We start from the raw sequence: 13,123 nt of genomic DNA on the forward strand, positions 1-13,123 counted from the left end.
CTATAGGAATTATGCTGCGCTTAACACCTAGGCAAAGGCAAGGGCTCAGGAGTGTCTACCAATGGCGAATGTATCGCACGAGGCCTCGACTCAGGAGGTTATCAGGTTCCGTGTGGAAGGCATGGATTGTCCGGGATGCGCGACAAAAATCGAAACCGCCGTGTCGAGAATCGCCGGGGTCAGTGATGTCTCTGCCAATGTGACGGCCGGTACCGTCATTGTCACCCCAACCGTCAGTCGACCGGCCAATCACACCATAGTCGAGGCCATTCGGGGGCTCGGGTACGGCGTCATATCGGATCAGGAGCAGCGGGAGCGTCAGGCCAACCCGACGGCATCACGCTGGTGGCAGACGGCTAAAGGACGTTTAGTGCTGGCGAGCGGTTTGCTACTGGTCATCGCGGTCGTACTGGAGTGGCTGCTGCCCGTTCTGGGGCGTTGGCCATTCGTCGTGGCAACCCTGGTCGGTCTGGTACCGATCGCCAAAGCCGCCTGGCAGTCCCTGCGGCTGGGGAACGTGTTTACCATTGAAGCCTTGATGAGCGTAGCCGCATTGGGTGCATTGCTCATCGATGCTGCGGCCGAAGCGGCCGTGGTGGTTTTCCTGTTCGCGGTCGGCGAGTTGCTGGAAGGCGTCGCTTCCTCACGTGCTCGTCGCAGTATTTCCGCCTTGGCCGATCTTACGCCATCGACGGCTCGGTTACTGGACTCGGGGGAGGTACGTGACGTTGCCGCCGACTCGTTGGTACCTGGCGATCGCGTCGTCGTCCGTCCCGGTGACCGGATGCCTTGTGACGGCAGTATTCTCGAAGGAGCGTCCAGTCTCGATGAATCGCCGGTCAGCGGCGAATCCGTGCCCTGCGAAAAGCGGCCGGGAGATGACGTCTTCGCGGGCACTGTCAACCTGGGGGCGGTACTTACGGTCGAAGTGACGCGAAGCGCTACGGACAATACGATCGCTAGAATCATTCGCCTTGTAGAAGAGGCACAAGACGCCAAAGCGCCGGTCGCTCGATTCATTGACCGGTTTGCGCGTTATTACATGCCGGCCGTGGTGGGTGTTGCCGTGCTCGTTGCCATCGTGCCCCCCTGGGTCGTGGGGCTGGCCTGGTCCGAGTCCGTGTATCGGGCACTGGCACTGTTGTTGATCGCTTGCCCCTGCGCCCTGGTGATATCGACCCCGGCAGCCATCGCTGCGGGGCTCTCTTCCGGGGCTCGTCGAGGTTTGTTGATCAAGGGCGGAGCGGTTCTGGAAATGCTCGGAACGCTAAAGATCGTGGCTCTGGACAAGACCGGCACATTGACCGAGGGCACACCTCAGGTAACGGATATCTGCGGGTTTTCGGTCAGTGATGACGAGGTACTGCGTCTGGCAGCCGCGCTGGAGCGTGACAGCAGCCATCCGATAGCTACCGCCATTGTCGATCGGGCTGGTGAGGAGACGGTCGACGTACCTGCTGTACAGGAGGCTCATGCGCTGTCCGAGCATGGTGTGGGCGGCCGTGTCGAGGGGCGAGACTTACGCTTGATCAGTCCTCAGATGGCCAAGGAAATTCTCCGCTCGCATGCGGTGATAAGCGAACGCCTCACCCAACTGGAAAGTGCCGGAAAATCCGTGACCGTGCTGTTGGACGGAGAGCAGCCGATTGGGGCCATCGCCGTACGTGACGAACCACGCGAGGATGCGGGTGAAGGGCTAGCGGCGCTGTCCCGATTAGGTCTGAGGGTCGTCATGCTGACAGGAGACAATCCACGAACGGCAGCGGCGATCGGAGGAGCCTTGGGTATCGAAACGCATGCCGGTTTGCTGCCGGAAGACAAGGCCCGGCGGATAGATGAATGGCAAGCCGCCGGTCGTGGGCCGATCGGAAAGGTGGGGGATGGCATCAATGATGCGCCTGCACTGGCGGCGGCGGACGTGGGGATCGCCATGGGGGGGGGAACCGACGTGGCTCTGGAAACGGCCGATGCTGCACTGCTCCGCAACCGGGTTGGCGGTATCGCCGAACTGGTCGGCCTGTCTCGCGCCACGCTACGCAATGTGAAGACCAATGTCGCTCTGGCACTGGGCTTCAAGGCGATCTTTCTGGTTACCACGATGCTCGGCATAACGGGCATGTGGATCGCCGTCATGGCCGATACTGGCGCCACCGTCCTGGTGACGCTCAATGCCATGCGGTTATTGGCCTATCGCTTCGAGACTACAGCGTCATGAAGGGCGACGCTTCCCGGTCCGTGAAGCTTTTGACTTCATAGGGTTCTTCCTGGATGCCAGGCATGCCGGGCGTCCCTATGGGCATGCCTGCCAGGCTGATGCCATCGATATCCGGCATTGTCTCGAACAGCTTGTCGATAGCGGCGAATGGCACATGGCCTTCGATGACGTAGCTCCCCATCTCCATGGTGTGGCAAGCACCTTCTCCGTAAGGCAATCCTGCCTGTTGTTTGATCTGATGCAGATTGTCGGTATCGATCACTTCGACGTCGATGCCTTTTGACTCGAGGTGGTCGGCATAACCGTCGCAGCAGCCGCATGCTGGTGACTTGTATAGCTTGGCTTCGTCAGGCACGGCATCGGCATGTGCCTGAAGCGCACCAATGGACACGACCGTCGACGCCAAGAGCGCCGTGAATCTCGCTGTCATGATTCCCCCATGTACATGAGCGTCCCGTACCCTGGCGGGTACGGGACGGACTATCCAACAAGACGGCTTATCGAGCCATCGCGCCATCGACGATCACGATGGTTGTTTGACCGTACGCAAATACGGCTTGAGTGTCTTGTAGCCTTCCGGGTATTTCTTCTGCGCTTCTTCGTCGCTGACCGACGGGGGAATGATGACATCTTCCCCTGGTTGCCAGTTAACCGGCGTGGCCACAGTGTGCTTGGCCGTTAACTGAACGGAATCCAGCAGACGCAACACCTCGTTGAAATCGCGCCCGGACGTCATGGGATAGACGAGCATCGCCTTGACCTTCTTGTCCGGACCGATGAGGAAGACCGATCGTACGGTCGCGTTATCCGCCGGGGTACGCCCCTCCGCACTGCCATCAAGATCGGCCGGCAACATGTCATAAAGCTTGGCGACTTCCAGTTGGCTGTCGCCGATCATGGGATAGTTGGGGGCGGTCCCTTGCGTTTCCTCGATATCCTTCGACCAGGCCGCATGGTTGTCGACGGGATCCACCGACAGGCCGATGATCTTGGTGTTACGCTTGTCGAATTCGGGCTTCAACTTGGCCATATAGCCCAACTCGGTGGTGCACACCGGCGTGAAGTCCTTGGGATGCGAGAAGAGAACGCACCAGTCGTCACCAATCCATTCGTGGAAATTCAGTTTGCCTTGCGTGGTTTCTGCAGTGAAGTCCGGAGCAGTATCGCCGATTCTAAGGCTCATCGTTAAACCCCCTTGTGTGAGTGGGTGGTCCGGGTGACATGTCGGGTAACCGAGGGGCCAACCCGTGCATGTCTCATTGTCAATACAGCCTGACTATAAACTATTGGGACGCTAGCGGTCGTTAGCAACCCTCGGTGATCGAATTTATCGTGACTGGCGGTCATGGTTTGCGAGTCCGCTGTGAACGTCTGGTGCGCTGCGAATTCGAGTTGGACCGGCGGGCGCGCCGTCGTTTCGATGCCTTGCGGGGTTGGGTGGGTTCGACACCCTGAGCACTGGCCAAGGCATCGCGTACCCGTGTCGCATCGGCGGTGCCCAGCAGTTCACGCACGTCCTCGATCAGTCCCTCCAGAAACCGGGTCGGCGAATCTTCCTGGTTGGCAATGCCCGTCAGGCGTTGCTCCCATATGGCCGTACGTTCTGGTCGGCTGGCTGCCTCCGGCAGTGCACGAATCAATGCGTGACCGGTACGCGTGGCACGCAGGGCGCTGCCCTGGCGGGCCAGATAGCCACGTTCCAGCAGGGTTTCGAGGATACTGGCACGCGTTGCCTCGGTACCCAACCCATCGGTATCGCGCAGCGTGCGTTTGACATCCCGATCCTCGACGTAACGGGCAATGTTCATCATCGCCTTGATCAAACTGGCATCGGTGAATGGGTCCGGTGGACGGGTTTCGCGATCTTCCACATCCTGGCCGGTCACACGGGCCGTTTCGCCCTTCGTCAGTGTGGGGAGAGCGGGAGCGTCGTCACGTGTAGTGAACAGGGGCTTCCAGCCTGGGACGAGGATGTCGCGTCCTTGAGCGTCGAAGGCTTCATCGAGGAGGATGAAGCGAGCCTTGACCTCATTGAATTCCAGCGCTGGGTAGAACTGAGCCAGGACATTGCGCACGATCAACCGGTAGACGTTTGCTTCGACGGTGGTCAATCGGCAGGCATCGACTGGTTTACCGGTGGGGGCGAGGGCGTGGTGCGCACCGACTTTCTTGTCGTTCCAGGCGCGGGAACGGCGATGAAACTCTGCGCTGCCAAGCCAGGCAGTCAGGGTGTCGTCGCCCTGACAGGCGCCATGTAGCGTTGTCCGGGCAGTAGCGAGATGTTGCTCGGGCAAATAACGGCAATCACTGCGCGGGTACGTAATCAGCTTGTGGTGCTCGTAGAGACGTTGGCATGTGTCCAGGACCGCTTTGGCCGAGAGTTTATAGCGTCGGGCGGCATCGACCTGCAAGGCCGACAGTGAGTATGGCAGGGGGGCATTCTGTCGGCGGTGCTGCGTGTCGAGCTCGGTCAACCGACCGCTGGCCCCCGGGAGTCGGGAGGCCAGGGCATCGGCCGGACCTCTTTTCAGCAAGCGCCCCTGATCATCCAGGGAATGGTCAGCCCCGGGTTGCCACCAGGCGCGGAGTTGACCGTGTTCGACGGCCAGGTCCACCCAAAGGACATGGAATGGGTAGGGTTGGAAGGCATTGATTTCGTTGTCGCGGCGTACGACCAAGCCGAGTACCGGGGTCTGTACACGACCGACGGAAAAGACGCCATCATGGCCGGCTTGACGCCCGACCAGCGTCCAGGCCCGTGTCAGGTTGATACCGTATAACCAGTCGGCGCGAGCGCGTGCCTCGGCGGCTCGATGCAACGCTTGAAAGTCGGCATTGTCGCGGAGAGCCGACAGGGCCTTCGCCACGGCCGGCCGGTTGAGGTCGCTGATCAACAAACGTTCGACCGGACCACGCCAGCCCAGATGGTCGATGACTTCCTGGACCAGTAATTGACCCTCTCGGTCAGGATCGCCGGCATGGATGACGCGTGAGGCTTGCTTCAGCCACCGTTGGATGATTTTCAGTTGACCGCGTGCCTTGGCGCGAGGTGTCAGTTGCCACTGGCAGGGAAGAATAGGGAGGTGGTCGAGACGCCACTGCTTGTAAGCCGGATCATAGGCTTCCGGCGGGGACTGTTCCAGCAAATGGCCCAGACACCACGTCACGGTGGTATCGCCGACGCTGATAGCCCCCTCCGAGCGCGTTGCACTTCCCGGAAGCGCATCGGCAATGGCACGGGCCAGACTGGGTTTTTCAGCGATGATCAATCGCATGAGCACTCCCTCGGGTTGAGGTGGATATCTTTACAGTATCCAAGGTCGTTGGCCAGGTGTACTCTCATCGAAAACTGTACAGGTAATGTACTGTTTTACGCCAAGCAAGGAGATGGTCATGCGTGAGCGAGGCAGAACTCGCCGGTTACTCGGGTTGGGTGCCCGAACGGGGGGCGCCATGCTCAAGACTCGCATGGGAGGCGAGACGAACTGGCGTGCTCTGGGAGAGGCGCTGTTCGAGGGGTTGTCTGAGCTCAAGGGACCTGCCATGAAACTGGCGCAGATCATGGCTCAATGGGACGACTTGCTGCCACCGGACCTCGCCGATGAACTGGCCCGACTGCAACGTCAGGCGGCCCCCATGCCATGGTCCCGGATTCGCGCGACACTCGTCGCCGAGTACGGGCCGCTGGATGCAGTATTCGCTCACATCGAGACCACGCCGTTTGCCAGCGCCTCGATGGGCCAGGTTCACAAGGCAACCACCCTTGACGGCGATACGTTGGTGCTCAAGGTACAGTACCCGGGCCTGGTGGATGTGCTGGAGAGCGATCTGGCGCAGGTCAAGCGAATGATGCGTTTGGGGCGCTGGTTGCGCGTGCCGCAGGTTCGTCTGGATGCCTTGTTCGAGGAGCTGGCTGATAGTTTGCGTAATGAGTTGGACTATCGCGCAGAAGCGCAATCATTGGAACGCTATCGGCAGCGGTATGCCGGCCACGACTGGGTGGTGATACCGGCTCCACGCCATGACTTGTGCACGCCACGGGTACTGGCCATGCAGTACATCGACGGCATCCCGTTGCGAGATTTGGAGTCGGAACCGGACGTACGGCGACAAGTCATCGCCGCATCCCTGGCCGACTGGCTGACCGAGGAGCTCTTCACCCATGGTGAACTCCATGCCGATCCGCATGCGGGAAACTTCGCCTGTGATGAACGGAACAGGCTGGTCGTCTATGACCTGGGGGCGGTGATTCCCGTACCGCCAGCTCGGTTGGCGGTCATGCTCGAACTGCTCGACGCCACGCTGGCCAACGATCCCATGGCGATGGAGGCTGCGTTGGTGTCGTTGGGCGGACGCCAGGGAGAAGGCGCCCCGCTGGCGCTCTACCAGGAATCCGCCGAAGCGGTGGCGCCACTGTTCCAACCCGGCGTCCAGGATTTTAGTGATGTCAGGGTGCACCGGCGGTTGCGGGAACTCAGTCCGCGTGTCTGGGCAGCGCTGGATCGGCTACAACCACCTGCCGATACCTTGTTGCTGTCTCGTACCCTCAATGGGCATTACTGGAATCTGGTACGGTTGGGGGCACGGCTGGATATGCAGGCGCGTACGCAGCCGTTGTTGGCATGGGCAAGAAAACGACGGTAAATCACTGTGCTGGGTGAGGCCGGTATCGGCGGCATGGTAGGATGGGGCCGTTTCTGGGCGGAGATTGCGATGCTGGCAGCATGGGTGGAACAATTGTTGGGATTTGCGTCGGGTGCACTCGATGCGATCCGCGACGACGAATATTATCCGGCCTTGATTGCCTGGGCCCGTGAGGACGGCGTGCGGTATATCGGTGGTGATCTGGCCATGGCGCAAGCTCTGGCACCGGAGCTCTGGTCGCAGACGCCGCTGGAACGCCTCGACTTCGCTTGTGAACCGCTGGCACGTCCCGGCAGTCACGAGCCTTGCTGGTGCGACTCCGGCCGGCCGACCCGAGATTGCTGCGGGACGGTGACCCTGCCTGGACCGATTCCCGACCACTTGATGTGGATGCTGTCACTGCGTGAATGGAAGGGAGAAACGCTCAAGGCGGCGCTCCGTAGCGGTCGTGCACCAGCCCAGGCGCTGCTCGAGGCCGGCCTGATCGCTGCGGAAAGCGGTCAGCGTGGCCGCGCACAACAGATGCTCGAAGCGCTGTTCGACCAAAGCGACTGGTCGGCACTGCCCGAACAGTCCGAGCCGGCATTCGAGTTGCTGGTCGACCTCTATCACGAACGTGGCTTTCACCGAAAGCGTACGGCGCTGCTTGATGCCGTTCTCGAACGCGGCCCAATGTTTCTGCGTGGCGTCGCGCTGGAGCGGTTATGCCTGATGCATCTCGACAACGATGATCTGGCTGGCGCCAGGCAAGCGTTCGTGCGTGCACAACAGGCATTGCCCGACTCGCCCACGCTGGCCTATATCGAGGCCATGCTGCTGCTACACGAAGGTAATGTTGAAGAGGCCAAGGAGAGGGCGCGTTTCTGGTTTCGTCGGTTGGCGCGTCAAGGTGAACTCGATCCGGAGCAGCTCGAGTTCCTGGGGGACTTGGCTGACAATCCGGAAGCCACGCTGGCCGAACAAATGGTCAATGCCGAAGAGGACCTGGCGGAACCCCTGGCGGCGCTTCAGGCATTGCTGGAGGTTCTGCCGACGGCGCCGCGTCTGCGATTCCACCACATCAAGGATGGTGAATACGAGTACCAGGCCAGTGAGCGAGAAGCGTCGTTACATGCCGCCTGGTTCGAACATTTTCAGGTACGGGTCGACGAAGAGTCGGCACTGGGTTTCGAGGCGGACCCCTGGCCACATGCCGATACCTGGCTAAGGGAGCTGTGTACGCATCCGGAATGGCTGGACTCACCGCGTGTCCTGCAGGATCTGGCATTAGCGATGACCCGCCGATTCGGTAGTTTGCCTTGGATGGCGCCGAGCCTGTTCGAACCCCTGGCATTGCGTCTCGAACGCTGGCTTGCCCAACTAGCCGACGATGGGGCTACGGATTTTGCCTGGGAACCGGCCGACAATGCGGTCTTGCTACGGGCCGGGCTGGCGCTGGTCGTTGGCATGGAACGTGGCGCACGAGAGCACTCCCGTCGTCTGGCCGAGCACTTGCTGACGCTGGACCGCCACGACCAGCTGGGCCTGAGAGAATTGGTGCTCGATCAATTGTTGCGTGCCGATCGCAATCATCAAGCGCTGGAAGTCAGTGAGCCAACCGGCGACACGCCCCTGTTGGGAGTGATCATGGGGCGGGTTCTGGCGCTGTTTCGGCTCGAGCGGCGCGATGAGGCAAAGGAGGCGCTTGATCAAGCGATGCATATCAACCCATATGTGGTGGATATTCTCTGTGACGAGAGCGTTAAACCCGCGCCTCACACATCCAGTGAGGCGCCGGCCGCCGGCAGCCGCTCGGAGGCATGGCAGTACCGAACCCTGATGCGGGATCAGTGGGCCAATAGCCATGGAGCGTTGGACTGGTTGTCGTCACAGCGTCACGCGCGTAAGCGCTAACTCATGAAGTGCCGGCCTTGGCCGAGGATGCGGGGAGCAATTCCCGGTCACGGTGGACACGCCATGCCAGTATGATGGCCGGAATACCCAGCAGCGATGCCAGTATGAAGAATGCGACGTATCCCTGAGTATCTACCACTATGCCTGAAAAGCCGCCGATGAACTTGCCGGGCAACGTCATCAGCGACGAAAACAGCGCATACTGCGTGGCGGTGTAGGCGCGTGACGTCAGGCTGGACAGAAAAGCGATGAAAACGGTACTGGCCAGACCATTGGAGAGATTGTCACCGACGATGGTCATCACCAGCATGGGCGTATTGGCACCGCTGACGGCCAGAAGCGCGAACAGCAGATTGGTTACGGCCACGATCCCGGCGCCCAGAATCAGTATCGGACCAATCCCATAGCGCGCGACCAGCAGGCCGCCGAGTATACCGCCGCCGATGCTCATGGCGATGCCGAAGACATTGGTCACATTGGCGATGGTGGATAGCGAGAAGCCCAGGTCGATGTAGAGTGGATTGGCCATGGCGGCCATCGACAGGTCACTGATACGAAAGACGGCCACGAACACGAGAAGCCACAGTGCCTTGTGCCGATGACGCGTGAAGAAATCCGTGAAAGGGCAGATGATGGCCCCGATGGCCCAGGCCTGCAGGCGGCGCAGAGGCTTCGGTCTGTCCCGGCTATTGCGGATGAAAGAACGCACACGCGGTTCGTGGATGAGTTGGACCGTCAACGATGAGCGTTGCGGTTCCGGCCGCACCAGAGCCGTGAGCGCCCCGACTCCGACCAGGGCCGCCATGCTTAGATAGGCTACCTCCCACGAGACCAGGTCCGCGATGTAGAGTGCCCCGGCTCCGGCGGCCAACAGCCCGCTACGGTAGCCAATGATATAGGTCGATGCCATGGCAGCCTGGACATCGTCTTCCGCCGACTCGATCCGGAAGGCATCGATGGTGATGTCTTGTGTCGCAGAGCCGAAGGCGACCAGCAAGGCGAAGATAGCGACCAGCGTCAGATTCAAGTGGGCCTCGAGACTCGAGAGGCCGATCAGGCCGGCAGCGATCATGGCCTGGGCGCACAGCATCCAGCCGCGCCTTTGCCCGAAAACGCGGGTCATGATCGGTAGCGCCAGACGGTCGACCACGGGGGCCCAGAAAAACTTGATCGAGTAGAGAATGCCGATCCAGGAGAAAAAACCGATGGCGGCGACTTCTACATCGCTGCTGCGCAGCCAGGCCGATAGGGTGGAGAATACCAACAGGAAGGGAAGACCGGCCGAGAATCCCAGAAAGAGCATGGTGATGACGGGGGGGCGCAAGTAGATGACCAATGCTTCACGCCAACTTCGTTGGGCAGTAGGCCTCATAAAGAAACTCCCGAGTCTGAAGACGGAGGCAAGCGCACACCGGCGCGAGGCAATGGTAAACTAGCCAGATAGCGCTTGATAGCTTGTCTGCAACATCAATCTCTTGCCCCATCTGTGCCGGGGCCCATGGATCGACAGTGGAGAAACGGCATCATGCACGACCCTGAAACGAGTGTGTCCGAAGCCGATGCACGCCCCCGTTGGTATGTCATTCAATGCAAAGGTGGAGAATCCTTCCGTGCCACGGAGCACCTCGATAATCAGGGGTATGACGTTTTCCATCCGGTATTGGAAGTGCAGAAGAAACGCCGACAGAAACTGACATGGATTGCCGAGCCGCTGTTTCCGTACTACCTGTTCATCCGCCTGGACAGATTGGCCAGCAATTGGCGACCGATTCGTTCCACGCGCGGCGTGTTGAAACTCTTGACGTTCGGTGACGAGCCGCTAGCGGTGGATGATGCCTTGGTCGACATGCTACGCGAACATCCGGCGGGAACCTGGGGCGAAGATGCCAACGTCTATTTCCGTGCCGGTGATGCCGTGGAAATCACGGAAGGGCCATTCCGGGATCTGCAGGCGGTGTTTCAGTCGCAGAAGGGGGAAGAGCGCGCGATCGTGCTACTCAACATGCTCCACAAGCAGCAGCGCCTGGAAATGCCCATTTCTCAGTTACGGCGACGATGAAGGAGTACGACTTCTCGCACTCTTGATGCAGATCAACGCGGCGTCTTCCGTCGTGTCGTAGAGTGCGAACTGGACATAGCCTAATGTGTCCAGTGTTGTCAGGGGAGGGGGCAATGCCCCGTTTCGCCGGCCTTTCGGGGCCGGTTTTTTCGTGTCCGGGAGATGGCACGGGGAGCTACTCTGTCAGGCGGTTGGTCAATCGTTCCTGAAAGGCAGCGATCGATTCGGGCCGGGCCAGGTAGTAGCCTTGAATGAGATCGACATGGTATGTCTCGAGAAATTCCAACTGACACGGTTTTTCCACGCCCTCGGCGACGAGGTGTAGCCCTAGTGCCTTGCCCATGGCGATAATCGAGCGCGCCAGGGGAACGTCATCCTGTTGTTGCAGCGGGTCGATGAAGACCTTGTCGAGCTTGATCTCATCGACTTGAAACTCCTGCAAATAGCGAAGTGATGAATACCCCGTGCCGAAATCGTCGAGCGAAAGCTTGATCCCCAGACGACGTAGGGCCTGGAGTTTATTGGCGACTCCTGGTGTCACCAGAAGTGATTCGACCACCTCGAGCACGAGACGTTGAGGGGCCAATTGATACTCCTGCAGTAGTGAGGCGGTGCGGGCCGCGAAATCATCGTCGCGGAGTTGATGGACCGACACATTGACGGAAAGCCGCATTGCACTGTGCTTGAGAGGACCGGCTAGTAATATGGCGGCTTGTTCCAGCACCCAATAGCCGATGGGTCGAATCAGGCCGGAGCGCTCTGCAACACCGATGAAGTCCCCGGGAGACAACAAGCCTTGTCGTGGATGCTGCCAGCGTATCAGCGCCTCGGCGCCTCTCAGCTCGCCGTGCACATTGAACTGCGGTTGCAGATAAAGGCGAAATTGAGCGTCGTTGAGCGCATCGCGTAACTCCCGTTCGAGACGATTGTGTTCGCGTTGCCATTCGCTCAACTCGCTATTGTAGAACGCCAGAAAATGGCGTGTGTCGGCACGTGCTTTCTTGAGCGCCAATTCGGCACGTTGCAGTAACTGGTCGGTATTGCGTGAGTCGTCGGGATAACTGGCAATGCCCATGGCGAACTGCAGGCTGACAGGATGCCTATCGCCGACCCAACTGTGGGCATTGAGTGTGGTGAGAAGGTCGATGCCCGATGTCTGTAGATGACTACGGGATTTAGCCGGTATCAGGATGACGATGCGGTTGGATGGCAGCCGCGCCATTTCGAGAGACGAGCCACACTGATGGACCCACCGGCGGAGCTCGGTCGCGACTTGATACAATGCTTCGTCGCCCGCTGGTTGACCAAGGGTCTCGTTGACATGGCTGAGACCGCCAATGCGGAGCACGCCAAGATGGAAACTGCCCTTCGACAGGTAATGTTCCAGACTGGCATCGAGGCCTCGCAATGTCGGTAAATGGGTGACTTCGTCGTAGTGTATCTGGCGATACAGGTCGCGTTCCGCCGCCTGACGGCGCAGTGATTCGGAAAATTGGGACAGTAGACCGGACACCGCCATCAAGCAGCTGACATCCTCGGCACGCCATTGCCTTGGCTGCTGGGACTCACAGCAGAGGATGCCGCGTAACTCGCCGCCGACGAAAATGCCCACGTCGAGCATGGAAGCGATGCCGAATGTCTGTAGGTAGTGCGAGAGTTCCTGCAGTCTGGGATCCTTGGGAGCATCGTCGGCTGTCAGGCTTGGCGCATTCTGCAACGCCTGCATGTAGTCGGAAATCTGGCGTGTATCGAGAGACTCGCCAATCAGTTTCGGGGTCAGGCTGGCATGACAGCTCATGACGTTACTGCCTTCATCGAGCAGCCAGATGCTGAGGGATTCGGCATCGACGAGCTGTGAGGTCGATTGCAGGAGAACATTGAAAAAGTGGGTTTCGCTGACGTTTTGTTGATGCAGTTCGCGTAATTCTCGCCAGGCTTGCTGCTGGTCCGCCAGACGTTGCTGGGTATCCAGCATCTCGTTGATGATGGCTAGTCCAGCTTGTGACTGACGGGAGAAACGCTTAAAGGACCATGCGCTTAACCCACCGATCAGGAGTAGGGGGATGAGTAGCAGCCACGGCCATCGTGTCCACAAGGCGACGAGGATCAGTACAATAGCGACCGATGATATGCCATACCACCAATATCCGTGGCGCCGATAGCGATGGCTCATCGAGCGCCACTTGTCCATGACCGAGCGACTCATGTCCGGCTGTTAGTCCCTGAATGGAATACGGCATTGTGCAGTATCGATCATTCTAGCCGGGCGGACACCATCAGTCATGGGCAAAATTGCGTGCGTATCAACGCTG

9 protein-coding genes are annotated in these 13,123 nt (G+C 59.8%); 4 read left to right on the plus strand and 5 right to left on the minus strand.

The features are described from left to right. The first annotated feature begins 61 nt into the window (after positions 1 to 61). Positions 62 to 2,215, plus strand: a complete 2,154-nt coding sequence (locus FVV99_RS14220; RefSeq protein WP_148254743.1) for a heavy metal translocating P-type ATPase — start codon at positions 62 to 64, stop codon at positions 2,213 to 2,215. On the opposite strand, the gene FVV99_RS14225 is transcribed toward FVV99_RS14220, so the two are convergent. From FVV99_RS14225 to FVV99_RS14235, 3 genes are all read right to left on the minus strand, one after another. Beyond that, positions 2,202 to 2,645 (minus strand): DUF411 domain-containing protein, encoded by a 444-nt coding sequence (locus tag FVV99_RS14225; RefSeq protein ID WP_148254744.1) that lies wholly within the window; start codon positions 2,643 to 2,645, stop codon positions 2,202 to 2,204. The two genes, FVV99_RS14220 and FVV99_RS14225, sit on opposite strands and share 14 nt — an antisense overlap. 93 nt (positions 2,646 to 2,738) lie before the next feature. Then, positions 2,739 to 3,398: a peroxiredoxin gene (locus FVV99_RS14230; RefSeq protein WP_148254745.1), complete on the minus strand. Its 660-nt coding sequence runs from the start codon at positions 3,396 to 3,398 to the stop codon at positions 2,739 to 2,741. Positions 3,399 to 3,558: 160 nt separating this feature from the next. After that, positions 3,559 to 5,490 (minus strand): DNA topoisomerase III, encoded by a 1,932-nt coding sequence (locus FVV99_RS14235; protein WP_148254746.1) that lies wholly within the window; start codon positions 5,488 to 5,490, stop codon positions 3,559 to 3,561. Positions 5,491 to 5,608: 118 nt separating this feature from the next. Here FVV99_RS14235 and FVV99_RS14240 point away from each other — a divergent pair, with 118 nt between their 5' ends. Together FVV99_RS14240 and FVV99_RS14245 are read left to right on the plus strand one after the other, a co-directional pair. Continuing rightward, entirely contained in the window at positions 5,609 to 6,859 is a 1,251-nt protein-coding gene (locus FVV99_RS14240) for an ABC1 kinase family protein (protein ID WP_148254747.1), read from the plus strand. A 69-nt stretch (positions 6,860 to 6,928) separates the two neighbouring features. Further along, positions 6,929 to 8,752 (plus strand): tetratricopeptide repeat protein, encoded by a 1,824-nt coding sequence (locus FVV99_RS14245; RefSeq protein WP_148254822.1) that lies wholly within the window; start codon positions 6,929 to 6,931, stop codon positions 8,750 to 8,752. A 1-nt stretch (position 8,753) separates the two neighbouring features. Here FVV99_RS14245 and FVV99_RS14250 read toward each other — a convergent pair whose 3' ends face one another. Then, complete coding sequence (locus tag FVV99_RS14250) at positions 8,754 to 10,124, minus strand: AmpG family muropeptide MFS transporter (protein WP_148254748.1); 1,371 nt, start codon at positions 10,122 to 10,124, stop codon at positions 8,754 to 8,756. 153 nt (positions 10,125 to 10,277) lie between these two features. Here FVV99_RS14250 and rfaH point away from each other — a divergent pair, with 153 nt between their 5' ends. After that, complete coding sequence (rfaH, locus tag FVV99_RS14255; protein WP_148254749.1) at positions 10,278 to 10,811, plus strand: transcription/translation regulatory transformer protein RfaH; 534 nt, start codon at positions 10,278 to 10,280, stop codon at positions 10,809 to 10,811. Between the two features lie 175 nt (positions 10,812 to 10,986). Here the strand turns inward: rfaH and FVV99_RS14260 are convergent, their stop codons facing one another. After that, positions 10,987 to 13,002, minus strand: a complete 2,016-nt coding sequence (locus tag FVV99_RS14260; RefSeq protein WP_161599005.1) for a putative bifunctional diguanylate cyclase/phosphodiesterase — start codon at positions 13,000 to 13,002, stop codon at positions 10,987 to 10,989. Positions 13,003 to 13,123 lie beyond the last annotated feature (121 nt).

It is taken from the genome of Aidingimonas lacisalsi (genome assembly GCF_008079445.1).
In the GTDB taxonomy this organism is placed as follows: Bacteria; Pseudomonadota; Gammaproteobacteria; order Pseudomonadales; family Halomonadaceae; genus Aidingimonas; species Aidingimonas lacisalsi.